Raw genomic sequence first — 24,021 nt, forward strand, 5'->3', positions numbered from 1 at the left:
GGGGAGCGAACATGAAACTAGGTGTGATTTGCGACGGCATTTCCCGCGATCTGCGGCATGCCGTGGACGTGATGGACGAGTTCGGCTTGGACTATGCAGAGCTTCAGTTCGTTGGTGATACGGAGGTCGGGGACCATTCCCCGCAGGAAATTGCCGAGATCGATGCGCTCTTGCGCGACCGGGGCAAGCCTGTGTCATGTTTGTCGCGCCATATCTTTGCAGGGATGACAGCTGCCAACAGGCCAGGCGACGATCTGCACACTCGGCACATGGACGCCTTGAAACGCGTGATCGACATGGCGCATATCGTGGGGTCTTCGCTGGTTCGGATCATGACCCAACGAAAAGAGCAGATACTCTGGGGAAAAAACGGCGCCGAGAAGTGGAACGTAGCGCATGGGGTATGGAACTCGATGCCCCCGCTTATCGCGCCTGCGGTTGAACTGGCAAGAACTGAGGGGGTGAAGCTTGTCGTGGAAACCGGAAACGGCACACTGGTCAATTCCAACTATACGGCCCGCAAGCTGATTGACGAGTTGGACGCAAAAGACGCGTTGAAAGTGCTGTGGGACCCTGGAAACAACTGCTGGTGTCATGAACTGGCATACCCGGATGGCTATGAAGAACTGCGCGGCGGCTACGTGGGTCACATTCACATCAAGGACGTGAAGGTCGACACGCCGCGGGCAACGCTGGAAGTGTGCCGCATGGGTGAAGGCCAGCTTGCGCCTCTGCTTCAACCCATCGCCGACGCGCTCAGATCCGACGGCTATGATGGCGTCATTTCCTTCGAGAGTGTTTATCACCCCGGCAACGGAAACTTCGAAGATGGTTTTCGTCTGTGTGTGGACAGGTTTAAAAGCCTGTTTGCATGAACATCGAGGCAAACAGCGTTACAAATTCAATGGATGCACCGTAAAGCTGAACGCCAAATGGGGTGTAGGAGGCTGGGCGCGTTCGCGCGGGATCAGGAAAAGGGCCTGCTGGATGAAACAAGAGTTTTTTAACCTGTCAATTGAAACGTCCGGCAAATCCCTCACCGACATCAGCGGGATCGTTCAGCGTGCGGTGTCTGAACATGGATTTGGCTCGGGCCTGCTGACCCTTTGGTGCGTCCACACGGGTGCTGCGCTGTTGGTGCAGGCCAATGCCGATCCCGAGGTACTCAAGGATATCGAGACGTTCTTCGAGGAACTCATACCCAAGTCACCAGGCAAGTATCACCACCGCCCGACCGAGGACGACAACGCTCCGTCGCATCTGCGGGCGCTGTTGACGCAAACTCAAGTATCGATCCCGGTCGAACAGGGGCAGCTTCCGTTGGGTCGCGTGCAAAGCCTGTACCTGTTCGAACATCGCGAGACGCCCAAAACGCGCCGATTGAAGGTGCACTACATCGGGACTTGACGCTTTGGGTCAAATGGTGCGTTGCCGGTGCTACCGACCCATCCACCCCCCGTCGACGACAAGGATTTCTCCGTTGACGAAGTCCGACGCGGCAGAGGCAAGAAAGACCACCGGTCCGGCAAAATCATCGGGCGTACCCCAACGACCCTGTGGTGTTCGTTCCAGGATCGACTTCGACCGGACCGGATCGTCCTGCAGGGCCTGGGTATTGTCGGTCGCGATGTAGCCGGGGGCGATCGCATTCACGTTCACGCCCTGCCCGGCCCATTCGTTGGCCAATGCCTTGGTCAGCTGTCCAATCCCACCTTTCGAGGCCGAATAGCCTGGCACAGTGATCCCTCCCTGAAATGTCAGCAACGAGGCAGTGAAGATGATCTTTCCCGAACCCCGAACCAGCATGTCCTTGCCGATCTCGCGAGACAGAACGAACTGCGAGGACAGGTTCACCTCGATCACTTCGTCCCACCAGTCGTCCGGGTGCTCGGCGGCGGGTTTGCGTTTGATTGTACCGGCGTTGTTGACAAGGATATCAGGGGCTTGTCCGTCGGCCCTCAACTGATCAATGAACCCATGCAGCGCGGCCCGATCCGAGAAGTCGCATTGGTAAGCCCGGAAATTGCGCCCCATCGCCGTGACTGCTTTTTCGACATCCGACCCGGACAGCTCGAGCGAGGCAGACACGCCGATGATATCGGCTCCGGCCGACGCCAGTGCCTCGGCCATGCCGCGCCCGATGCCGCGTTTGCACCCGGTCACAAGGGCGGTCTTTCCCGTCAGGTCGAAACTTTGCAAAACACTCATGAACGCGGTCCTACTTCGATCAGGCTTTTCATTGCGGTTGGGCTGCTATCCAGTGCTTCGAACGCGGCCTGAATGTCTGACAGAGGGTTGACGTCGGTAATCACAACATCCGCGTCCACTCCGCCCGAGGCAACAACTGCGATGGCTTTTTCATAATCCTCTGGCTCATAGACCCGAGCACCGATCAGCTGCAGCTCTCGCCAGAAGAACTGGAACAGGTCGATCTGGGGCTTTTGAGCATGGATCGCGACCATTACGATCCGGGCCCGCGTCGCGGCAACCGCGGTCATCGCATCAACACCGGGCTGCGTTCCCGACACCTCGAAAACCACATCTGCACCCTTGTCGCCCGTGCGTGCGTTAATCGTGGCCACCAGATCGGATTCGGTCGGGTTAATCGTGTCAAAGCCAAGTTTTTCGGCTATCGCCAGACGGTTCGGATTCACCTCGGAAATCACAACATTTCCACCTGCATCCCGCGCGACCATGGCAACCAGGATACCGATCGGGCCGCCGCCGATAACGACAACGTCCTCAGCAGGTTGCAGGCCAGACAGGCGCACATCGTGGCAAGCAACGGCGATTGGCTCGATCAATGCTGCGTGATCCATGCGCAAGTCGTCCGGCAGAACGTGCAATGTGTGGGCCGGAACGGTCCATATCTCTTGCATGGCGCCATCGGTATCCAGGCCGAGAAACTTGAGATTTTGGCAGATATGCTGATGCCCCCGCTTGCAGGCCGGGCATTCGCCACAATGATCAAGCGGCCGGACAACGACCTTCTGGCCGGGTTGTACCGTATGCACCCCCTCGCCCACTGCTTCGACGACACCAGACATCTCGTGCCCGATCACCCGGTTCAGGCCGACACGGGCATCCATGTTGCCGTGGTAGACGTGCATATCCGTCCCGCAAATCCCACAATAGGCAACGCGAACCGCAGCCTCGCCGGGGCCCGGAGCCGTCGCTTGGGCTTGCTCTACAGCAAAGCTCTTGTTGCCCCTGTAGTATGCCGCAGAGATCGTCTGGGTCGTCATGTATGCATCTCCCTGTGTTCCGCGTTCAATTTGTCCCAGTCGAATTCTATTCCGGTTCCCGGAGTATCCGGGGCTACTGCCAGACAGTCTTCCACAACCAGCGGACGGGTCGTGTACTGGTCTATTGGGAATGAGTGTACTTCTAGCCACCCTGCTTTGGGTTGCGCAGAAACAAGGCTGACATGCAGCTCCTGCATCCCATGACTGCAAACCGGAATACCGTGCTGTGCGCTTAGCGCGGCCACGCGCAACCAGCCGGTGATCCCGCCGCAGTTTGAGGCATCGGGCTGGATGAAACTCAGCTTCGCGTCATCGAAAGCGTATTCGAACTCGTGTATGGTGTGCAGGTTTTCACCCATGGCAAGGGGTACGCTTGTCGCTTCGGCAATTCGGCCATAGCCTTTGTAGTCATCTGGAATAGTCGGTTCCTCAAACCACAAGATATCGCAGTCGGCGAACCCTCGGGCCGCCACGATTGCCTGTTCGACGGTCATCGAATAATTCGCGTCAACCATGAAGAACCGGTCCGTTCCCAACATCTCGCGCACCGCCCGGGCACGCGCAAGATCGTCGGCCAGATCCGGTTGCCCGACCTTGATCTTGACTGCGTTGAACCCACGCGCAAGGTAACCTTCGGTCTGGCGCAGCAGTTTCTTCAACGAGAAATTCAGGTCGATCCCGCCAGCGTAGGCCTTGCATCGTTTGGACGCTCCGCCGGCCATCTGCCACAATGGTGCATTCTGCGTTCTGCCGCGAATATCCCACAGGGCAATATCCACGGCTGAGATGGCAAACGAGGCGATCCCGCCCCGTGCGACGTAGTGCACGTGCCACTGCATGGCATCGTACAGGCTTTCGATCTGTTCGGCGTCTTTTCCTACAAGGAACGGCGCCAGGTCATGCTGGATCATCGCCAGGATGGCATGACCTCCCTTGCCCCCCGTATAGGTATACCCGACCCCCTCGATCCCATCCGTCGTTTGAATGGTGACGGTGATCAATTGAAAGAACGTGTGATCCCCATGTTTGGCATCGACCAGGACCTCGGCGAGCGGGACGTTGAACAGCCGCGCTGAAACACTCTCTATGCGATTCACGAACCTAAGACCTTCTGCTGCCTAACAATAACCCGAGACTGTAAAAGGATGACCGCAAAAAGAAAGACTCCACGTATGACCATCTGCCAATAGGCACTGAAACTGATGGTGCCCCGGCCGTTTTCAAAGTTCAGACACGCTTGCATCACAGGCAACGCCCCGCATAATCACCACGAAGGATGAGCCAAACTCTCTCATAGCTTAACACGCAATTGGTTCCAAAAATTCTGACGACGGAAAGGGCCATTTCGGCCATACATTCACCCATCGTAAGAATACGCATTTTTCGGTTTCCTGTACTTCGAAGTTTGAGAAACGGTAGCGTTCGACAATTATGTAACCTGTTCTGCCGTGGTCACGAGAACAGCATCCCACCATTGATATCGACATTGGTTCCGGTCAGATAAGCCGCGTCCTTGCTTGCTAGAAACGCCACTAGGTTCGCAACATCCTGAGACCGGCCTTGCCGCTTGAGCGGCGCGGCTGCTTCTAGCCCGCGACGGCCTGCATCGGGAGTATGGATGTTATGGAAATCCGTGTCGATCATACCTGGGCAGATTGCATTGACACGGATATCGGGACCCAGTTCTTTTGCAAGACTACGGGTGAGCGTCATGACCCCGCCTTTTGATGTTGCATAAGCCGAAGCACCCGGGCCGCCGCCATCGCGACCCGCCTGACTGGCGATGTTTACAATCGCCCCGGATTTCATATGCAGCAGAGCCGCTTTGACCATAAGAAACGTGCTGGTCAGGTTGAGATCCATGACAGCCTGCCAATGTTCAAGCGACATCTCGGTGATTTTCTTGCGCGCGATCAAACCTCCGGCATTATTCACCAGAATGTTCAGGCTGCCATAGGTATCGACCGTCTTGGCGATCAACGCATCGACCTCTTCGGGTTTGTTCAGGTCGCCTTGCATTGCAAACGCCTGACCACCGATCTTTTTGATCTCGGTTACGGTTTCCTCGGCGCCGGCATTACTGGCGAAATAGTTCACCGCGACATTTGCCCCTTCGGAGGCAAGTTTGACAGCGCAGGCGCGCCCGATATCGCGGCCGCCACCCGTGACAATTGCGGTCTTTCCCTGAAGTCTCATGGTTGTTCTTCCCCGTTCAATTGGTGCTGCTATGCGTGACTGATTGATCTGACGCTAAAGCTTGGCAAAATAGTCGAAGATTTCCGGCACGTTGCCGTCGCCCATGCCTGCGTCCGCGGCGGCCTGAAGGTTGTTCGCGGTTCCTTCAGCGATCTCGGCACGAGTGCCCACGTCCTCGGCCAGCTTCAGGAAGTAACCAAGATCCTTGTTGGCGTTGTTAATCGAAAACCCCAAATCGCTGACACCATCCACCGCGTAGTTCTTACAAAACTGCATAAAGGGGGAATTAGACGGTCCAGCTGACATGATGTCAAAAAGCTGCTGTTTGTTTACCCCTGAACGTTCAGCCACAGCAAAGGCTTGGCTCATGGTGCAAACCGTCGTCATACCCATAAAGTTGTTGATGAGCTTGGTCACGTGGCCCGCACCCAGTTCGCCGAGGTGAAAGACATTTTCCCCCAGTACATCCAGGACAGGCTTCACCTTCTCAAAGTTGGCCATATCCCCCGCTGCCATGATATTCAGCAAACCATCCTTGGCGTGCATTGGCGTGCGTCCGAGCGGAGCGTCAACCATACCGGCACCTTTGGCGGCCAAATCAGCGCCAATTTTTCGTGTGGACGCTGGGATGGAAGTCCCAAAGTCAATGACCACAGCACCTTTTTTTATGCCTGCCAAGATGCCGTCATCGCCATAGATCAGGCTTTCGACGACTTCCGATGTCGTTACACATAGCATCACGATGTCGCTGTTCGCAGCAAGCTCTCGTGGGGTCGTAAACTCCACAGCGCCGCGGTTGACTGTGGCGGCCACCGCTTCCCTGTTGCGGCCCATGACAACCAAATCGAAACCGTTGTTTTGCAGGCATTCTGCCATGTTGCCGCCCATGAGACCGAGGCCTATGAAACCGATGACGGGTTTTGTCATATCTGACTCCTTAATCTCTTTCTAATTAGACTTCGCAGAGCGCTGTGACCGCTGCATGCGCGACTTCGAGATCTTGCGCTGGTGAGCCCGAGCTCACTCCGATCCCGCCGACAACATGTCCGTCAACCGTCACAGGGAGGCCACCTGAAACAGTCACCATGCGCCCCCCCAACGATGAAGATATTCCATGTGCGGCCATACCCGGCTGATTAGCTTCACCAAGAGCGTCCGTACCTTTTTGGATGCCGGCCGCGGTGAAGCTCTTGTCGATGGCTAGGTTGATGCTGGTGATCTTGCCGCCGTCCATCCGCTCAAACGCGATGAGGTTGCCGCTTTCGTCGGTGACGGCAATACACATTGGCACGCCGATTTCCTGCGCTTTGGCTCGCGCTCCTGCGATTAACTTGCCCGCGTCATCGATGTCCAGGCGTCTTATTGTCAGCATCGCCTCATTCTCCTTTGATTTAGGGTCCAATGATCAGATTCGGCAGCGTCAGCGATATTGCCGGTACAAAAGTGATCAGCATGAGCGCGGCAAAGATGGCGAGGTAGAAAGGCCAAATCGTTTTGACCGCCTTCTCCATCGGTAGTTTTCCAACAGCACACCCCACAAAGAGACAGGTCCCGACAGGTGGCGTGCAAAGACCAAGACCGAGGTTCACCAAAAGGATCATACCGAACTGCAGCGGGTCGATACCCAGCATGTTCATCACCGGCAGGAAAATCGGCGTGCAGATAAGGATGAGCGCGGCCATGTCCATGATCATCCCCAAGAGCAACAGCACAGCGTTGATCATCAACAAGATCAGGATCGGGTTTTCTGTGATACCCAACAGGAATTCGACTGTTTTTGTCGGCACCCGGTTGAACGTCAGCATATAGGCAAAGGCACCAGCGCAGGCGATCAGGATCATCACCATAGACGTTGTGCGCACCGAAGAGATAACAGCGGTTTTGAAGTTTTCCCAGGACAGGCTGCGATAGACAACAAGCGTCACCACAAAGGCATACATTGCCCCGAACGCGCCGGATTCAGTCACCGTAAAGACGCCTGACAAGACTCCTCCGACAATGATCACGGCCGTCAATAGACCCGGAATCGAACCCACAAAAGCAATGGCAAGTGCGGTCCAACCTGGAAACTGCTCGGCCTGATAACCACGTTTGACCGCTACGACATACGCTGCAATTGCAAGGCAGCAACACATAAGGACGCCGGGCACAACGCCAGCCAGAAACAGTTTTGAGATTGAAACAGCACCGCCTGTTGCAAGGGCAAAGATGATCATGTTGTGGCTGGGTGGGATGATGATCCCGGCAATTGATGATGTCACTGTGACGTTCACCGCATAGTCGGCATCATAACCTTTGTCTTTCATCACCGGTATCAGGATCGACCCAAGCGCCGAGATATCGGCAATTGCCGACCCGGAAATGCCACCAAATAACATGGACGAGAAGACATTGACGATACCAAGCCCACCGCGCACAGCGCCTACGGCAGCCTGCGCGAACCGAACCAACCGGATCGCGATACCACCGTGAAACATAAGCTCGCCTGCAAAGATGAAGAACGGGATCGCCATTAGCGAAAAGACGTTGATCCCCGACACGATACGCTGGAATCCAACAAACAGCGGCAATCCTTCAAACCAAAAGGAAGCCAATGCAGCGATACCAAGGGCGTATGCCACTGGCGCACCGATGATGACACAAAGGGCAAAAACCCCCAACAGAATCATGAGTCCCATGACTATCCCTGATCTATGTTGTCTTGGCGTTCGTCTCGGCCCAAAAACAGGCGGATCAGATGGCCAGTAGAAAAAAGGAACACCAGCGCGCCGCTGATTGTCAGAGGCAAGGAGCGCAAGCCCTCTGACCATTGGATGAGCGGGATCAGGGTGTTCCATTTGAATTTGGTCAACTCGACTCCGTACCAAAACATCATGCCACCGAAACCTGCCATCAGGACATCAGAGACCACGACGAAAACCGTTCGCACAGAGGGCGGAACTATATTGCGGAACACAACAACAGAGAGGTGCGTGTGATTGTGCACGCCCGCAGCCGCACCGAGGAACGCGATGACCATGACCAAAAGCAGTGAAACCTGCTCGACCCACGTGGGCGTGTTGTTCAGAACGTAGCGGCCGAATACCAGCCAGGCAAAGATCGCTGTCATTACAACAATGGCGACGCCGGACAGCAACATGCAAACTCGTGCGAGCAGATCAAGGATCCTGTCCATGTTGCGCATGGCGGCAGGTGGGGTATCTGGCTCTTGCATTGGATTTCCTTTGAGACAAAACGCCCGGCATCCAATTGGTGGAGCCGGGCGCTCAAAGTTGGACTTTTAAAGCAACTTATTCAGTAGCTTGCGCCATTTCCACCAACGCTTTCATGTCAGGATTTGCAGCCAAGTAGTCTGCATAAACCGAATCCATTGCGGACTGGAATGGGCCTTTGTCGGCGATTTCGTTGACCGTGATACCAGCCGCTTCAACATCTTTACGCGCTTGCTCAGAGCCAATTGCCCAAAGCTCACGCTGGACCAGTGCGGCTTCTTCTGCTGCACCGCGCACAGCGGCTTGCAACTCAGGCGACAGCGCGTTGAATTTGGCCGTGTTCACGCAGATGCACTCGGGGATAATCAGGTGCTCGGACAAAGAATAATTTGTGGTCACTTCATAGTGACCGACATTCTTGAACGACGGGAAATTGTTCTCCGCACCATCAACAACGCCGGTTTTCAGAGCTTGCTGAACTTCGGAGAAAGCCATTGGAGACGGGTTTCCTCCCATAGCCGAAATCATCGATGTATAAAGATCGTTGTTCATCACACGGATTTTCAGACCTTCGACATCTGCGGGCGTGTTGATCGGCTTTTGGCTGTAGAAAGAACGCGCACCGGCATCAAACCATGCCAGTGGCAGAACGCCTGCTTCACCCATTGCAGCTGAAACAACCTCACCAGCTTCGCCGTCCAGCACGCGGAACATGTGCGGCACATCCTTAAAGATGAAAGGAAGCGATACAAGGTTAGCTTCTTTTACCATTGGGCCAATGGGACCCAGGTTGAAGTTACCGACCTCGATTGCGCCGATACGAACCTGTTCAAGGGCATCCGGTTGGGAACCCAGAACACCACCGTGGAACACATCGACGGTAACTTCGCCGTCTGTAGCAGCGTCAACCAGTTCGGCAAACTTGTCCATTGCAGCCGTGTTGGGATGGCCGTCGTTGTGGATGTTCCAGGCCCGCCAGTTTTCGGCTGAAGCTGATGTTGCAATCAGTGCCACGGCGGTCGCAGTCGCAAAGAACGATTTCGTGAAAGTCATGGGTTCTCCTCCCCGATTAATTTTGGACAGGATTTGGCTTTCATGGAATTTCAGAGACCGTAAGCCACATAGCTTTCGATTTCCCCAAGAACCAGAATCGCTGCTGTCACTAAAGGGACACTAGTATCCAAGTTCTGTCAACTGTGAGCATCTAGTATGTCAGATTGCTTGACAGTCGAAGGCGCAGAGCATTTGATAGGTGAAAGGTCCAAATTGGTTCGCTCAAGCGGAAGTCACTAGAAAACAAGATTGATTTCAATGCCCTAACGGTGAATCGGGAATACTAAAACGTGATCAAGACAGAGGGCGCAAGCAACATACCGTGGAAGAAATAGTCAGACGAACCACAACCGATGCGGTCTATGAAGCGCTACACGACGAAATCGTTTCGCTTGAAATTCTTCCCGGCACGAAGCTTTCCGAATCTGAGGTAGCGAGCCGATTCGGTGTATCACGCCAACCTGTTCGCAACGCGTTCACAAGGCTCGGCAACGAAGATCTGCTCTTAATACGACCACAAAAGGCGACCATAGTTCGGGGATTTTCGATGGAGCGTGTGGCTCTCGCTCGATTGGTTAGAATGGCGGTAGAGTTGGAGATCGTCCATCGAGCAATGGATGTTTGGGACGCAACACGTGAAGCAAAACTTGCAGAAAATCTCGCCTTACAAGAGCAGGCGATCAGTGAAGGTGATCTGTCGGCGTTTCACACGCTGGACTATGATTTTCACAAACTGATCTATGTGCTCAGCGGCAATCCGATGGCCTTTGATGTGATGCTAGAATCAAAGCAAAAGGTTGACCGGCTTTGTATGCTCAGCCTTGAAAAGGGTAGTGCCGCAGAAGCCATCCTCGCCGACCACCGTGAGATTGCAGAGGCTATGGCGGCAGGAGACCATGACCAAGCGCAAGCCTCTGTCAGAAAACACCTGTCCCGCCTCGACGAAACCATCGACTTCATTCACAAGACGCACCCAGACTACTTTGAGTAACCGAGGCCAAGCGATCTGGTGGTCTCAGGCCGTTCCTCGTTCCGGACGGTCATTATCAATATTGAATTTCATTCCGTCCAAAAGCTCGTCCAAATCGGGACGTGCCGCAGGGCCGTTAGAGATATCGACCAGCATCAGCGTCCCGTTCGGACGGATACCCAACGCACCAGGTTCGGCAAATAGACCCGTTGTTTCTGCTTCAGATAAAGGTGATGACACATAAAGACCAAGCGAGCGCATTTGCGCTTCGGTCATTCCATAACAAAGATCAAAATCCCAGCCAAATTCCGCTTTGTCTGCCGCAGCTTTTTCCTTGGTGTCAGCAGAGACAACAACAACGTCCATAACGTCATCCCATGCCGGCAGCGCCGCATTCAACTTGTTCAAGAAGCGCTTACAGCGTGGACAATGCTTGCCTCGATAGACAAACAGCATGGTCCAGCGGTCTCTTTGCTGACCGATCGTAACCTTGTCCTCAGACCCCAGTCTCATAAAACTCATTTGCTCGATTTGCGCGCCTACATTTGGTTTGGCTGAGGTCATGAGTCGTTCCTTTGTTCTATAAACAATGGCTTTGCGCGGATAACGTTAGCTTAGTTCATGTCACGTTAAGGCAATGATTGAAACCAAGAACGCGATATCATTGGGTGCTTGAAAGGCGCGCTCGATGGTGCTTTCAGACGAATTCGAACCAATCTCAGTTTGCCGGCAGATGCGTGAACTTATACGGAACAAAGCTGGCGCCACCCGGCGAGGGCGGCGGTTCGGTTAACTTTAAAATTGTGTCGTGAATAAAGATGGCGTTCCTGATTGAAGTGGTTGTGCACCGAAGAATGGACAGCGGCGAATTTTTGCAAACATTGCATCTGTCGGAAACGCAGCATCACTCGTTCCCTTCGTCGAAATGGAAGGTGTGAATTTTCCGCTCGGTTGTTCACCCAGCATCCCGTATCCTGCCTTCACGCGTTGCCAATAACTCTCAAAGCGGTGCCATAGGACCGAAGTTTGTCCGTCACAATCACTTCCGGCCGGCCATACCTCTTCATTGATTTTCTTAAGAATTTCAACGCTGCATTACGATCCCGGCGCTTAGTGACAAAGCTTTCCATCACTTCACCTTCGTGATCAACGGCCCGCCAAAGGTGGTGTGTCTTGCCATTGATCTTCACGAAAACCTCGTCCAAGTGCCACTGCCAGTTCGAGTAAGAACGAATCCGGCTCACCCTGTTTTTGCGGATCTCAGCTGCGAACACTGGACCAAATCTGTTCCGCCAAAACCGCACCGTTTCGTGGCTTACGTCGATGCCACGCTCATGCAGAAGATCTTCCACGTTCCGCAGCGACAGCGGGAACCGGACATACATCATAACGGCCAGGCGAATGATCTCTGGGCTGGTTTCGAAGTAGCGAATTGGATTGGGTTTTGTCATCCCAAGAAGCTACGGAACCACCCTACCCGCCTCAAGCCGGTTTCCTCTGAAAATGCCGGTCTAAGTTCATCTAATTCCCGGTTTTTGTTTTCTTCTCGCTTAGTGTGGCTACCAGTTTTCTGGTCACACTATTGCAATAGCAATAGGAGCGAGGTCAGGGCTGACTTAACACTGCGGAGATTTTCGCACAGGTTTAGTTTTCAACAACCCATCTGTTTGGGCGTCAAAACTTGACGAACCGCAGATTCGAAGGGGGGAAGATGACGGACAACATAAACTCTGCCGATAATAATTTAATAAAATCAAACTGATAGAAAAACTAATGGCGGAGAGACAGGGATTCGAACCCTGGAGACGGTTTCCCGCCTACACACTTTCCAGGCGTGCGCCTTCGACCACTCGGCCACCTCTCCGTGCCGGCGATGTTTGGACGAATGCAATCGAATTTGCAAGGCCCCAATTCGGTGAATTCAGGTGAATGCTTAAATTATTCTGTTCACCTTCTGTGGGGTGACAAAAGGCCAGCACGTGCTGGGATCTGGTCGCTCAAACCTCATCACCCGAATCCGAGTCCATATCTGCCTCGGTCAAATCCGCGGGAGCTTGTGCGACTTTACTTGGTTGATCCTGCTCAGATACGGAAGCATCCTGCTTACCTTTTCCCGAGGCTTGCAGGGTTTCAGGATTTCGCAACCAGATATCACGCTGTGCGAATGGAATCTCGATCCCCGCCTCCGAGAATCTGCGGTTGATTTCATGGTTCATGTCGGATTTCACCGACAGAACCCAATTCACGTCCCGCAGGATCGCCCGTATTTCAAAGTCCAAAGAGTCCGCTCCGAACCCCTGGAATACAACGCTTGGCGCCGGGTTGGCCAAAACCATCGGATGGTTGTTGGCGACTTCACCCAGAATGGTTTCGACCAGACGCGTGTCAGTTCCGTAGGCAACACCCACCGGAACAATCACCCGCCCAATCGTATTGCCACGGGTATAGTTTGTAACAACACCGCTGATCAGGTCAGAATTCGGAACAATTACATCCGTCCTGTCAAACGTCTCGATCCGGGTCGAGCGAACGGAAATGTCCCGCACATATCCCATCATGCCATTCACATCGATCCAATCCCCCTTGGAAATCGGGCGCTCGACCAGAAGGATGATGCCTGAGACGAAGTTTGACACGATTGTCTGCAAACCAAAGCCGATCCCAACAGACAGCGCTCCGGCGACAATCGCCAGCGACGACAAATCAAATCCGGCCACCATGATTGCCACCAACGCGGCAAGAAATATCCCAACGTATCCGGACCCGGCGACAATCGCGTTTTGGCCACCCGGGTCTATGCTGGTTTTCGGCAGAAGCGAATTCCGCAGTCCGCTTTGCAACAGACGCGTCAGCGTATAACCGATTGCGAAAACGGCAACAAAGGTCAGAAAGTTGCTTGGCGAGATCGTAACTCCGCCGAGATCAAACCCAAGCAGCAGGCGCGACCATACTTCCAGCAGATCAGTCTCGCGTGCGCCCCAATAAATTGCCAGAATTGGCAGTGCCGTGATGGCCAATGCAAACCCGACCAGTACGGAAAAAAGCGAATCTCGCGCGGCTTCTCCCTGCCCTGTGATCCAACCGTAAATTTGACTGATGAACCGCTGCAGGATGACCAAGGCCCCGATCAGCACCAATGTCTTGACCGCAGGAAACACGATTGCTTCGGCCGCATTGGTGTATCCGAAAATCGCCAACAAAGGAGACACGATGCCCAACAGGAACAAAGCCCGGCGCAGGAACTCGACCAACTGGCTGAAACCTGCGGAACGGGTCGAGGCAGATTGATCCGGCGGGCCGTCGGTTGTTCGAATCTGGCGTATTCGCAACAACAACAAAGCCGTAGCGACAATGATCGGGAAGCTGACGACGGCGCGGGTCGCGTCGGAAATGTTTTCGATCCGCTCAAACAGCAGCGCCAATTCGTGCAAAACCAGTATCAGGGCAAGCAGGTCTATGTACACGCGCAGTTCGGTGATACGCGCTGCGGACAGACGTTTGAACCCCTGCGAGGCGCCGATCACGTACACTTGGCGACCAATCCAGTCATAGAAAAACAGGATCGCTGCCCAATACGGAACATTCTGAAGCAAAAGGCTGCCCCTCAGCCCCGGAACACCGGTGAGACTGATCGCCGTGACCACGGCAACCACTCCGATCCATGGCAATAGAATTCGCAGTAGTGAGATTACGAACGACCATACCCCCGTCCCGGCCCCGCCGAGTAACCTGAGGTAGTCGCCTCCAAGTTCGGACCACCGTTTGCCAAAAATCAGCAGCACGGCTGAAATGATCAGAAGTATGAAGATTGCGAGCCCACGAGCACGAACTTGCTCGCGCACGACATCTGAACGCAAATTCGTGATCGTTTCGTTTACAAGGCTTTGAATGGCCTCTTTGACATCCACCCATGCCGGCCCCCAATACGCCGGGTTGATCGGCGACGGGCCCTGTTCAAAAAATTCTTTTTTCTGCCGCGCGCGAAGGATCCGATCGATTTCGCTGATCAGGCCATTCGCACGGCTATACGCTTCTTCGGATATGATGCGCGGCACGCGCAGACTGTTGAGCTGTTCTTCCAGATGCGCGCGAAGTTTGGCTATATCTTCGGGTTCGGTCGCGTCCCCTTCGGGTTTGGGGCCCAACGCTTTTATCTGACTTTCAAGCGTCGTGATGCGGTCGGTGTTAGCACCTCGGGCCCGATTGAAGTCTTCCCTGTACCTATTTATTTCTGAACGCAATTTCTCTAGTGCGGCATCCGAAGCCCGGTTCGCCTCAATCACGGATTCGGCCCGGTTCGCCGTTTTGATCCAACCTTGATAATACTCGCTTTGACGATCCGTCAGTTGCGCGACAGCGCTAGTTGAAAACCAGACAAAGCACAGGAATAACAGGGTAAAAAACAGGCGGACCTGTCCAAGCATCACACGTCCTCGAATACGCCGGGAATGCTGCGTGGCGCTTCGGTCATCCAATCCGGAACCGGAAGCTCTTTTTCTCGCAGGAACTCGGGGTTGAACAGCTTTGATTGATACCGAGTGCCGTAATCGCACAGGATGGTCACGATGGTATGACCTGGCCCCATTTCCTTAGCCAGGCGCACCGCCCCTGCCATGTTGATTGCGGTTGAGCCGCCCATGACCAGACCTTCCTCACGCAGCAGGTCAAAGATGTACGGCAGCGCTTCGTTGTCGGTGATCTGATACGAAAAATCCGGTGTAAACCCTTCCAGGTTCTTGGTGATACGCACCTGCCCGATGCCTTCGGCGATCGAACCACCCTCCATCGCGATCTCACCCGTCGTGTAAAACGAATACAGGCCAGCCCCCATGGGATCGGCAAGACCGATTTTGACGCCCTTGGGCTGCAAAACTTCGGCGACGCCTGCCAACGTTCCACCCGACCCGACGGCGCTGACGAACCCGTCAACCTTGCCGCCTGTCTGTTCCCAGATCTCGGGCCCCGTGGTTTCCACATGTGCCTGACGATTCGCCACATTGTCGAACTGGTTGGCCCAGATTGCGCCATTGGGTTCTGTCTGCGCCAGTTCCTCAGCCAGACGGCGGGAATAATGCACAAAATTATTGGGGTTGCGATACGGGGCTGCGGGCACCTGAACCAACTGAGCGCCTGCCAAACGCAGCATATCCTTCTTTTCTTCCGACTGGGTCTCGGGGATAACGATAACCGTTTTGAATCCCATCGATGCACCGACCAGAGCCAGACCAATACCGGTATTGCCGGCTGTGCCTTCCACGATGGTACCGCCCGGTTTCAGATCCCCCCGAGCGATTGCATCTTTAATGATAAAAAGAGCAGCACGATCCTTTACCGACTGACCCGGGTTCATGAACTCGGCTTTGCCAAGAATCTCGCATCCAGTCTCTTCGCTGATGCGGCGCAGCCGGATCAGCGGTGTTTTTCCTACTGCGTCAGCAAGATCTCGTGCAATGCGCATGGTCGCCCCTTGTCATTTGGTATCTTCGAAGATTTACAGCCGCACTGCCGCGACCACAAGCGAGATAGTCACGCTCGCAAACGATCCCGATGGCGGGCCAGCCAGTACGCCAGGGACACCAGTTGCAAATCCTTGAAAAGATGGCGGTCCGTCATATCGATAAATTCGTCGAATGGCAGAATCCGGCTGCGGATATCTTCACCCTCTGTGTCCAAGCCACCGGTGATTGTTGTCTCAGTTAAATTGCCAAGTCCGACATAAAGATACATGAAACCCGTAGAGGAACCGCTGGAAGAATACGCGCCGCCCGCATATTCCAGCCTGTCAAATCTAACTCCTGCTTCCTCCATGGCCTCGCGATGCGCCGTCTGTTCAGGCGTTTCGCCGGGGTCGATCATCCCGGCAACTGCTTCCCAAAGCCAGGGCTCCGGATCGTTGATCAAAAACACCGGCGGCCTGAACTGCTCAACCAAAAGCACGGTGTCCCGGATCGCGTCATACGGCAGAACCGACACGGCACTGCCCTGCATCAAACCGCCCCGGTGCAGCACGGGGCCCATGCTGCCGTCATGCTGCCGGAACTGAAGGTCGATTTCCTCCATCCCGAAATAGTCCACATAGACCCGGTCGTGGCGGTGCACAATTACGTCTTCGTCTATGTTCCGCGGGTCGCCGGTTCGCCGCTGGCTGGCCATGATCTTTGCCCAGGCACGGGTTTGAATGGCGCGTACGCTGCGTGCCATGACTTTGGGATCGACTTTGCCGAAATAGGCCATTTCCTCTTCGGCAGCGAGCGCCGTAACCTCGCCCAATTTGTCCACCCAGTCCTGTAACGACCACAACTCACCAGGCTGCCATGCGCCCGGGGTCGGGAAAAAGACCTGCGCCCGGGCTTCGCCCCCGCCCTCCAGAATAACCTTCAACGATTTCAGGTCATAGTCAAAAGACCCTTCGTAATAGGCCAGCCTGGCCAGATCATCGGATGACAAACCCTGCACCAGCAAGCCTTCGGCAGCGGCGCCCTTGGCGGGCAGGATCATCGGGAAATCCTGCCCCTGAACCGCGTGAACCTCGTGATCGCACAGCTTGGCAGTATGAAACGTTATTTCGCCCAGCGGACGGCCCAGAACGCGCTGCAACAGCGGCAGACACCGCAGCGTTCCATAGAAGAACAGATCAGACAAATTCAATCTCTCTTGTGACGAAATGGTTCAGCGCCATTTGCGGCTGGCCTGTTCCGTGGCCAGCCCGGCGACAACGGCACCAATGACGAATGTGATGAGAATCTCGGGGTAGATCAGTTGCTTGCCGTAATCGATTCCAATCGAAAAAATGGCCATCACAGCTTCGAACGGACCACCATAACGATTGCGCATTGCAAGATCGAACATACGATAGCACCCCTGCACAAACAGCGCCCAAAAAACCAGTGAGGCAACTCCGGTCAAGCCGTTGTTAATACCCGCAGTCCACCCGCGCCCGGCGCGCTTGCCCATGATTTTCCAGCCACAGATCGCGCCAAGGGCCATGTTCACATAGGTAAAGTAACCATAGTCCTTACCCTCTTCACCATTTTCGATAACCATGCTTGAAACAAGAAAAGCCAGCACGATGAGACAAACAGCGGCTACGAGACGCGAGGCAGTGGGCATGTGACGGTCCGGGAGTTAACTTGGTTTCGATATTGTAATCTGTGTCACATCGCAATTGCCCGTGTCAAAGGCCGCACCGCACGCGGTCAAATAATAATTCCACATGCGGCGGAAACGCTCATCAAACCCCAAGTCCGAGATCTGATCCCATTTGTCGTTGAATGTTTCATACCAGCGGCGCAGAGTCAGGTCATAGCTTTTCCCGAATTCTTTCGAGCGTACAACCTGCAACCCGGCCTGATCTATCTGCTGACGCAGGATTGTCGGTGACGGAAGCATTCCTCCAGGGAAGATGTATTTCTGAATGAAATCAACGCCATTCTTGTAAAAATCCCAGCGGTGATCACCCACCGTTATGATTTGAAAGGTCGCTTGAGCGCCAGGCTTCAACCGCTCACGAACGGTTTCGAAATAGACCGGCCAGTATTTTTGACCCACCGCCTCAAACATCTCGATGGATGCTATGCCGTCATAGACCCCGCGTTCATCCCGATAGTCTTGCAGCTTGAATTCGACTTGATCTGATAATCCTGCCTTTTCAATACGTTCCTTGGCGTATTTAAATTGTTCCTGACTGATGGTCAGGCCGGTGACACGCAAACCCCGTTCCTTTGCGGCATATTCCGCGAAACCGCCCCAGCCACATCCGATCTCCAGAACATGATCCCCCGGTTTTGCACCCATCTCATCCACAAGACTGGCGTACTTGGCTGTCTGCGCATTCTCGAGGCTTTCCTGCCCGGTTTCAAATATCGCACTGGAATAAGTCATCGTCTCGTCCAGCCATGAGCTGTAAAAATCATTTCCCAGATCGTAGTGATACGAGATGTTCTTCTTGGCTTGCGCCCTGTTGTTTCGGTGCAGCCAGAACCGCAGCCGTTCATAGGCCTGAACAAGAAACTGGCCCGTAAACCCGTCATAAACGGTTTCGGTTCCTAGATGCACAAGATCCATGAAAGACCGCAGATCAGGTGTACTCCAATGTCCGTCCAGATACGCATCGGAGAAGCCCAGTTCGCCTTCGCGGATCAGGCGTGCAAAGACGTCGTCGTCGTGAATTTCGACCTGAGCAACCGGTCCGGCCTTTGCGCCTTCTGCGCGAAACGTGCGACCATCGGGCAGTTTGATATCCAGTCGCCCGGATTCCATCCGGTTCAACATTTTGAAGACTTGGGCGAAGTATCTGGGCAGGTTTTTCTGCCCTTCGGTCGTCGTCAGGATCATCCGCTCTCCCCTCTGCGGTACTTGTACAAAGCTAGGCGGCGAAATTGTTTCTGGCAAGTTTTCAGTTCCTTAGTGGGGTTTTCGGCTTTCATATGCGCGTAAGGCGCGGGTCCGCCCTTCGGACAATTCAACGATCGGCTTGGGGTAATTCGCATCCGGGCGCAGACCCCACGATCTCGGCGCGGCATCAAAATATGAAAGGGCCGTGTTGCCGGGTTCGGCATGGCCTTCAGCGATCCAGTGGCGCACAAACACCCCGTCAGGATCGAATTTCTCTGCTTGTGTCTGGGGATTGAAAATCCGGAAGAACGGGGATGCATCGGGCCCCGAGCCGGCAACCCACTGCCAGCCCATGGCATTACAGGCCGGATCCCAGTCGACCAGACAATCCTCAAACCACTCCATCCCTATTTTCCAATGGGTCATCAGATGCTTGGTCAGATAGCTTGCGACGATCATACGGGCCCGGTTGTGCATCCGACCTGTCACATACATTTGCCGCAGGCCGGCATCGACAACAGGGATTCCGGTTCTGGCCTGCCGCCAGGCAGTGACCTCGGGATGGTCCGGATCGGTGTTCCAGGGAAAACTGTCCCATTCCGGCTTCCAGTTGGATGTCACCAGTTGGGGCGTATGGAACATAAGATGATAAGCAAACTCACGCCAGACAAGTTGGCGCAAAAAAGCGTCGGTTCCCCGTGTTCCGGTCAACGCGGCCCGCTGGATCATGTGCCAGACGGTGCGTGGCCCGATCTCACCCAAAGAGAGGTACTCTGACAGGTTGGACGTCCCATCCTGATCCAGCCTGTCCCGAAGATCGGAGTATTGAACAATCCGGTCGAGAAACTCTTCGAGGTGATCCAGAGCGGCTCGCTCGCCAGGTTGCACATGAGGGCGCACGACCCTCGCTCCCCTGTTCATTGCCCCCCCCAACCGACAATCGCTCAAGCCGTCAGAAGCAGGCCACGACACAGGTGCCTTAAGCGCAGTAATTGGCGCGTCAGGAAGTTGTACTTCCCGCCCCTGAACCGCACGCCACATCGGTGTGAAAACCCGAAACGGATGACCCGATTTGGTGGCGACAGTCCAGGGTTCAAAAAGCAGATGCCCGGAAAATGACTTTGCAGTCACACCTTCTGTTGCAAGTACAGACTTAATCTTCTTGTCGCGTTCAATCGAGGCAGGATCGTAAGCGCGGGACCAGAAGACAGAGGTTGCGCCGGTCTCGGCCATTACCCGCTGCACCTGTTCAAGCGCATCACCGCGTCGAAAGATCAGTCGGCTGCCCATATTGGCCAGTGACGCTTTGAATGCCTCCAACCCCAAGCCTAAACGCCACTTTGGCGCGGCTCCCATCTGGTCGACAATATCGTCATGAATAAAAAGTGGTATGACCGGACGGCCACTTTCGGCCGCCGCAGTCAACGCGGGGTGGTCCGACAGACGTAAATCCCGTCGAAACCACAAAACGATCGGAGCCTGCTCTTGCACTACAATCCGCCCTTGAGGTTTTTATCTATACGCACTCTCAAGGGTAGTGGATCACAAAACGCGCTCAAGAGCCTCTAAAAGCTGATCAATTTCGTGCTGTGTAGTGTAATGTGTGAAGCTGACGCGCAAAACACCTTGTACCGGATCAACACCCATCGCCCGCAAGGGACGCACCGCATAGAAGTCTCCGCCACCTGCCATGACACCATATTGCGCCAGTTCTGCTGCAACTGGTTCAGCCGGACGGTTCAACGAAAGCGCAACGGTGGGCGCGCGCCGGTTGGCGTCAGACGTACCGATCAGACGTACCGCGTTACGGTCCTTTACCGCATCCAGAACCGGTTGCAGCAGCGACACTTCGTGCGACCGCATCAGATCATGGGCAAACGCACCCTGCTCTGCCGCGCCCGTCTCGGGCCCGCCATGGTGGGTACACAGCAGCTCAACATAATCCGCCATACCAGCACTGGCTGCGATCTGCGCGTGATCGGGGCCAGCCGGGGTGAATCGCTTGTACAAGACGTCACCGTTGAAATAATGCGCCTGGTTGGGCAGCAGCTCTCCCAGTGTGCGGCGGATGACCATGCACCCCTGATGCGGGCCATAGGTCTTGTACGCAGAAAACAAATAGATATCCGGCCCCAGATCGCCAACATTCGGAAATCCGTGCGGGGCGTAGGATACGCCATCAACGCAGACAAACGCACCCGCCGCATGCGCAATAGCAGTGATCTCTGTGACCGGATTGATCTCACCAACAACATTTGAGCAATGAGGAAAACAGACCAGACGCACTTTTTCGTCCAACATGTTTTCCAGATCCTGAGGGTTCAGCGATCCGGTTTCCGGATCGATCTGCCATTCCCTCACCTCAATCCCGTCCTCAGCCAGACGGCGCCATGGGCCAGAGTTGGCTTCGTGATCCTGATTGGTCACGACGATTGCCTCGCCGGGCTGCATCCATTGTCGGAACGCCTGCGCCAAGACATAAGTGTTCTGGGTGGTTGAGGGGCCAAAACTCAACTCATCCGTGTCAACGCCCAGAATGGCGGCCATGCGCGCACGCGCTTCGTCCATTTCGACGCCCGCCAAGCGGCTGGCCTCATATGGGGCGTAGGGCTGAACCTTGCGCTGCGTGTAGAACCGTGTCAGCCGGTCAATCACCGGCTTGCAGGTGTAAGATCCACCCGCGTTTTCGAAAAACGCCTGGCCTTGCAGGCTGGGTTCGGAAAAGGCCGGGAATTGCGCCCGAACGAAATCGATATCCAGAGAGCTCATGCCTCATTGCTCCTTATTTATGCATTCAGATCAATGAGATGCCCACGCATGTTTCCGGACATCTCAGAAATCATGGCAGGTCTTCCAGCCCAGCCTGTGCTCGGGCCTTGGGCCAACAAAGCACGGGGCAGCCCTTCGCCTTGGAAGGACACCGATACTTAGACAGCGCCGTCCTCAACCGTCAAGCAAAAGCAAAACGCAGAAGCCCCGACATAAGGCCGGGGCTTTGAAAGCTTGCAGAGTTGCCCGGCGCTTGCACAGGCCTCAACCCTGAACCTTGGTATAGGTCCCCTCGCCTGCCAGAATTCCGCGGAAGCCACCGGGCTCATCAAGCCCGAATACGATCAGGGGCAGATTGTTGTCGCGTGCCAACGCAATGGCCGAGGCATCCATGACCCGCAGTCGCTTGGCCAGCACGTCATCATAGGTCACGGTATCATAACGCACTGCGTCAGCATGTTCCGCAGGGTCCTTGTCGTACACGCCATCCACTCCGTTCTTGCCCATGAAGATCGCCTCGCACGCCATTTCGTTGGCGCGCAGGGTGGCAGCGGTGTCTGTCGTGAAATATGGATTGCCAGTACCGGCGGCGAAGATACAGACCCGCTTTTTCTCGAGGTGCCGTACGGCGCGGCGGCGGATATAAGGCTCGCATACCTCGTCCATGCGAATGGCCGAGATCACGCGGGTGAACACTCCGTTCTCTTCCAGTGCGGATTGCATCCCCAGCGCGTTCATTACCGTAGCCAACATGCCCATATAATCCGCTGTGGTCCGCTCCATGCCCTGGGCTGAACCGCTCAGGCCCCGAAAAATATTGCCGCCGCCAATGACCATGCAAATCTCAACGCCCAGATCGTGGACCGATTTCACTTCCTGTGCGATGCGTTGCACGGTTGGCGGGTGCAGACCGAATCCCTGATCCCCCATCAACGCCTCCCCTGAAATTTTCAACATGACCCGTTTGTACTTTGTTTTCGGGGACTCAGCAGTTTCAGTAGTAGGGGAAAGGCTCATGTTGCGCTCCGGGCTGGCACGGGGTTAATTTCGGCGCAAAATGAAGCAAAAGCTCCGCAGGTTCAATGCGGTTGGTGAGGATAGAGGCAACCGCTCATGACCCGGCGATCAACAGACCTGCTTTTTCAGCGACTGTCTCCAATTCCCGAAGACAAGCCGGTTCTGATTGCAGGGCCGACGGCATCGGGGAAATCAGCGTTGGCGCTGGAGATTGCCGAACGGCATGGCGGAGTTATCGTCAACGCGGATGCAAGTCAGGTTTATGACTGCTGGCGCGTCATCTCGGCCAGGCCATCCACTGAGGAAGAAACCCGCGCGCCACATCTGCTGTACGGACATGTCGCCTATGATCAGGATTATTCTACCGGCCATTGGCTGCGCGAGGTCGTGCCCCTGCTCACAGGGGATCAACGCCCGATCATTGTCGGCGGGACGGGCCTTTATTTCTCGGCGCTGACCGAAGGCATGGCGCAAATCCCAGCGACTCCACCTGCGGTTCGGGCTGAGGCTGATCAGATGCCCATGGCAGACCTTCTGGAGGGGGTCGATGCAGACACGCTTGCAGGGCTGGACACGCAGAACCGTGCCCGCGTGCAACGCGCCTGGGAGGTGCAGCGCGCCACAGGTCGTAGCCTGTTGTCCTGGCGGGCCGAAACGCCTCCGCCGATACTGCAGCTTCACGATACGGTTCCCATCGTATTCGATGTCGACAAGACATGGCTGCTGGACAGGATAGAACGCCGCTTTGATCAGATGCTCAAACAGGGTGCAATCGAGGAAGTGCGCGCCATGCAGGACCGGTTCGACCCAACCCTTCCGGCCTGCAAGGCCATAGGTGTTCCGGAACTCAGGGCGTATCTGGACGGCGCGATGACTTTGGATCAGGCGCGCGAGCGCGCAACCATTGCAACAAGGCAATTCGCCAAGCGTCAGCGCACCTGGTTTCGCGCCCGTATGAAGGCATGGAATCACGTCGATTTTTCATAGTGATACCCAGAGCTTTCGACTTTGCTTAAGCAAGACGACCACCAAGTCTCAAAGCTTAACAGAACTTAATGATTTGCTGCGGTTTCCCTTAACAAACTAAGAAAACAATGGGAATGCCGGCATCGCTTTGGGCCGTTTGAAGAAAACACCTCTACGACTGCAACTGATCGCGAATGTCGTTTTTGTACTACTTATGACGATTTCGAACATTGACCTTACCAGAATTCTGGTGCCGAAT

General features: G+C 55.0%; 22 protein-coding genes, 1 tRNA gene and 1 pseudogene. 4 read left to right on the plus strand and 20 right to left on the minus strand.

Going from position 1 to position 24,021, the window contains the following annotated elements:
• The first annotated feature begins 11 nt into the window (after positions 1 to 11).
• Both D1823_RS06645 and D1823_RS06650 read left to right on the plus strand, forming a co-directional pair.
• Positions 12 to 875: a sugar phosphate isomerase/epimerase gene (locus D1823_RS06645; protein ID WP_117869174.1), complete on the plus strand. Its 864-nt coding sequence runs from the start codon at positions 12 to 14 to the stop codon at positions 873 to 875.
• 112 nt (positions 876 to 987) lie between these two features.
• Positions 988 to 1,407, plus strand: a complete 420-nt coding sequence (locus D1823_RS06650; protein ID WP_117869175.1) for a secondary thiamine-phosphate synthase enzyme YjbQ — start codon at positions 988 to 990, stop codon at positions 1,405 to 1,407.
• Between the two features lie 30 nt (positions 1,408 to 1,437).
• Here the strand turns inward: D1823_RS06650 and D1823_RS06655 are convergent, their stop codons facing one another.
• From D1823_RS06655 to D1823_RS06700, 9 genes are all read right to left on the minus strand, one after another.
• A complete protein-coding gene (locus D1823_RS06655; protein ID WP_117869176.1) occupies positions 1,438 to 2,208 on the minus strand; it encodes an SDR family oxidoreductase in 771 nt (256 codons plus the stop codon).
• Complete coding sequence (locus D1823_RS06660; protein ID WP_117869177.1) at positions 2,205 to 3,245, minus strand: zinc-binding dehydrogenase; 1,041 nt, start codon at positions 3,243 to 3,245, stop codon at positions 2,205 to 2,207. Before D1823_RS06660 ends, D1823_RS06655 begins: the two co-directional genes overlap by 4 nt.
• On the minus strand, positions 3,242 to 4,342 hold the full coding sequence (locus D1823_RS06665; protein ID WP_117869178.1) for a mandelate racemase/muconate lactonizing enzyme family protein: 1,101 nt from the start codon (positions 4,340 to 4,342) through the stop codon (positions 3,242 to 3,244). The genes D1823_RS06660 and D1823_RS06665 overlap by 4 nt, the downstream gene beginning before the upstream one ends.
• Before the next feature lie 355 nt (positions 4,343 to 4,697).
• The gene (locus D1823_RS06675) at positions 4,698 to 5,441 is read right to left on the minus strand and encodes an SDR family NAD(P)-dependent oxidoreductase (protein WP_117869179.1); all 744 of its coding nucleotides are present in this window, start codon (positions 5,439 to 5,441) and stop codon (positions 4,698 to 4,700) included.
• Between the two features lie 54 nt (positions 5,442 to 5,495).
• Positions 5,496 to 6,368, minus strand: a complete 873-nt coding sequence (locus tag D1823_RS06680) for an NAD(P)-dependent oxidoreductase (RefSeq protein WP_117869180.1) — start codon at positions 6,366 to 6,368, stop codon at positions 5,496 to 5,498.
• Between the two features lie 25 nt (positions 6,369 to 6,393).
• On the minus strand, positions 6,394 to 6,813 hold the full coding sequence (locus tag D1823_RS06685) for a heme-binding protein (protein ID WP_117869181.1): 420 nt from the start codon (positions 6,811 to 6,813) through the stop codon (positions 6,394 to 6,396).
• Positions 6,814 to 6,832: 19 nt separating this feature from the next.
• A complete protein-coding gene (locus D1823_RS06690) occupies positions 6,833 to 8,119 on the minus strand; it encodes a TRAP transporter large permease (protein ID WP_058272447.1) in 1,287 nt (428 codons plus the stop codon).
• Between the two features lie 2 nt (positions 8,120 to 8,121).
• Positions 8,122 to 8,655 (minus strand): TRAP transporter small permease, encoded by a 534-nt coding sequence (locus D1823_RS06695; RefSeq protein ID WP_117869182.1) that lies wholly within the window; start codon positions 8,653 to 8,655, stop codon positions 8,122 to 8,124.
• Positions 8,656 to 8,731: 76 nt separating this feature from the next.
• On the minus strand, positions 8,732 to 9,706 hold the full coding sequence (locus tag D1823_RS06700; protein ID WP_117869183.1) for a TRAP transporter substrate-binding protein: 975 nt from the start codon (positions 9,704 to 9,706) through the stop codon (positions 8,732 to 8,734).
• A gap of 322 nt (positions 9,707 to 10,028) precedes the next feature.
• Here D1823_RS06700 and D1823_RS06705 point away from each other — a divergent pair, with 322 nt between their 5' ends.
• Entirely contained in the window at positions 10,029 to 10,697 is a 669-nt protein-coding gene (locus D1823_RS06705) for a GntR family transcriptional regulator (protein ID WP_117869184.1), read from the plus strand.
• A 24-nt stretch (positions 10,698 to 10,721) separates the two neighbouring features.
• Here D1823_RS06705 and D1823_RS06710 read toward each other — a convergent pair whose 3' ends face one another.
• The 11 genes and pseudogenes from D1823_RS06710 to pyrH all read right to left on the minus strand — a co-directional run bounded on the left by D1823_RS06710 (position 10,722) and on the right by pyrH (position 22,796).
• A complete protein-coding gene (locus D1823_RS06710; protein WP_117869185.1) occupies positions 10,722 to 11,240 on the minus strand; it encodes a redoxin domain-containing protein in 519 nt (172 codons plus the stop codon).
• Between the two features lie 179 nt (positions 11,241 to 11,419).
• A pseudogene (locus D1823_RS06715) lies at positions 11,420 to 12,127 on the minus strand (IS6 family transposase).
• Between the two features lie 323 nt (positions 12,128 to 12,450).
• Positions 12,451 to 12,540: transfer RNA gene (locus tag D1823_RS06720), tRNA-Ser, on the minus strand.
• A 133-nt stretch (positions 12,541 to 12,673) separates the two neighbouring features.
• Complete coding sequence (locus tag D1823_RS06725; protein ID WP_117869186.1) at positions 12,674 to 15,100, minus strand: DUF3772 domain-containing protein; 2,427 nt, start codon at positions 15,098 to 15,100, stop codon at positions 12,674 to 12,676.
• Entirely contained in the window at positions 15,100 to 16,134 is a 1,035-nt protein-coding gene (locus D1823_RS06730) for a cysteine synthase A (RefSeq protein WP_117869187.1), read from the minus strand. The genes D1823_RS06725 and D1823_RS06730 overlap by 1 nt, the downstream gene beginning before the upstream one ends.
• Positions 16,135 to 16,202: 68 nt before the next feature.
• Positions 16,203 to 17,318, minus strand: a complete 1,116-nt coding sequence (locus D1823_RS06735; protein WP_117872778.1) for an NUDIX domain-containing protein — start codon at positions 17,316 to 17,318, stop codon at positions 16,203 to 16,205.
• A gap of 27 nt (positions 17,319 to 17,345) precedes the next feature.
• A complete protein-coding gene (locus tag D1823_RS06740; RefSeq protein WP_117869188.1) occupies positions 17,346 to 17,786 on the minus strand; it encodes a TrgA family protein in 441 nt (146 codons plus the stop codon).
• A gap of 15 nt (positions 17,787 to 17,801) precedes the next feature.
• A complete protein-coding gene (locus tag D1823_RS06745; RefSeq protein ID WP_117869189.1) occupies positions 17,802 to 19,010 on the minus strand; it encodes a cyclopropane-fatty-acyl-phospholipid synthase family protein in 1,209 nt (402 codons plus the stop codon).
• Between the two features lie 69 nt (positions 19,011 to 19,079).
• Complete coding sequence (locus D1823_RS06750) at positions 19,080 to 20,501, minus strand: deoxyribodipyrimidine photo-lyase (RefSeq protein WP_117869190.1); 1,422 nt, start codon at positions 20,499 to 20,501, stop codon at positions 19,080 to 19,082.
• Between the two features lie 51 nt (positions 20,502 to 20,552).
• The gene (locus D1823_RS06755) at positions 20,553 to 21,779 is read right to left on the minus strand and encodes an aminotransferase class V-fold PLP-dependent enzyme (RefSeq protein ID WP_117869191.1); all 1,227 of its coding nucleotides are present in this window, start codon (positions 21,777 to 21,779) and stop codon (positions 20,553 to 20,555) included.
• Between the two features lie 264 nt (positions 21,780 to 22,043).
• On the minus strand, positions 22,044 to 22,796 hold the full coding sequence (gene pyrH / locus D1823_RS06760) for a UMP kinase (RefSeq protein ID WP_117869192.1): 753 nt from the start codon (positions 22,794 to 22,796) through the stop codon (positions 22,044 to 22,046).
• A 96-nt stretch (positions 22,797 to 22,892) separates the two neighbouring features.
• Between pyrH and miaA the strand changes: the two genes are divergently transcribed.
• Positions 22,893 to 23,783 carry a tRNA (adenosine(37)-N6)-dimethylallyltransferase MiaA gene (gene miaA, locus D1823_RS06765; RefSeq protein ID WP_117869193.1) on the plus strand — a complete coding sequence of 297 codons (891 nt, stop codon included), beginning with the start codon at positions 22,893 to 22,895 and terminating at the stop codon, positions 23,781 to 23,783.
• The last annotated feature ends 238 nt before the right edge of the window (positions 23,784 to 24,021 follow it).

It is taken from the genome of Ruegeria sp. AD91A (assembly GCF_003443535.1).
Lineage (GTDB): Bacteria > Pseudomonadota > Alphaproteobacteria > Rhodobacterales > Rhodobacteraceae > Ruegeria.

Bases quoted from the DNA above. Each gene is read 5' to 3' on its own strand.
- D1823_RS06710 (WP_117869185.1), bottom strand. From the start codon at position 11,240: ATGACCTCAGCCAAACCAAATGTAGGCGCGCAAATCGAGCAAATGAGT.
- D1823_RS06725 (WP_117869186.1), bottom strand. From the start codon at position 15,100: ATGCTTGGACAGGTCCGCCTGTTTTTTACCCTGTTATTCCTGTGCTTT.
- D1823_RS06675 (WP_117869179.1), bottom strand. From the start codon at position 5,441: ATGAGACTTCAGGGAAAGACCGCAATTGTCACGGGTGGCGGCCGCGAT.
- D1823_RS06685 (WP_117869181.1), bottom strand. From the start codon at position 6,813: ATGCTGACAATAAGACGCCTGGACATCGATGACGCGGGCAAGTTAATC.
- D1823_RS06655 (WP_117869176.1), bottom strand. From the start codon at position 2,208: ATGAGTGTTTTGCAAAGTTTCGACCTGACGGGAAAGACCGCCCTTGTG.
- miaA (WP_117869193.1), top strand. From the start codon at position 22,893: ATGACCCGGCGATCAACAGACCTGCTTTTTCAGCGACTGTCTCCAATT.
- D1823_RS06745 (WP_117869189.1), bottom strand. From the start codon at position 19,010: ATGATCCTGACGACGACCGAAGGGCAGAAAAACCTGCCCAGATACTTC.
- D1823_RS06700 (WP_117869183.1), bottom strand. From the start codon at position 9,706: ATGACTTTCACGAAATCGTTCTTTGCGACTGCGACCGCCGTGGCACTG.
- D1823_RS06680 (WP_117869180.1), bottom strand. From the start codon at position 6,368: ATGACAAAACCCGTCATCGGTTTCATAGGCCTCGGTCTCATGGGCGGC.
- D1823_RS06650 (WP_117869175.1), top strand. From the start codon at position 988: ATGAAACAAGAGTTTTTTAACCTGTCAATTGAAACGTCCGGCAAATCC.
- D1823_RS06740 (WP_117869188.1), bottom strand. From the start codon at position 17,786: ATGCCCACTGCCTCGCGTCTCGTAGCCGCTGTTTGTCTCATCGTGCTG.
- D1823_RS06730 (WP_117869187.1), bottom strand. From the start codon at position 16,134: ATGCGCATTGCACGAGATCTTGCTGACGCAGTAGGAAAAACACCGCTG.
- D1823_RS06690 (WP_058272447.1), bottom strand. From the start codon at position 8,119: ATGGGACTCATGATTCTGTTGGGGGTTTTTGCCCTTTGTGTCATCATC.
- D1823_RS06695 (WP_117869182.1), bottom strand. From the start codon at position 8,655: ATGCAAGAGCCAGATACCCCACCTGCCGCCATGCGCAACATGGACAGG.
- D1823_RS06660 (WP_117869177.1), bottom strand. From the start codon at position 3,245: ATGACGACCCAGACGATCTCTGCGGCATACTACAGGGGCAACAAGAGC.
- D1823_RS06755 (WP_117869191.1), bottom strand. From the start codon at position 21,779: ATGAGCTCTCTGGATATCGATTTCGTTCGGGCGCAATTCCCGGCCTTT.
- pyrH (WP_117869192.1), bottom strand. From the start codon at position 22,796: ATGAGCCTTTCCCCTACTACTGAAACTGCTGAGTCCCCGAAAACAAAG.
- D1823_RS06645 (WP_117869174.1), top strand. From the start codon at position 12: ATGAAACTAGGTGTGATTTGCGACGGCATTTCCCGCGATCTGCGGCAT.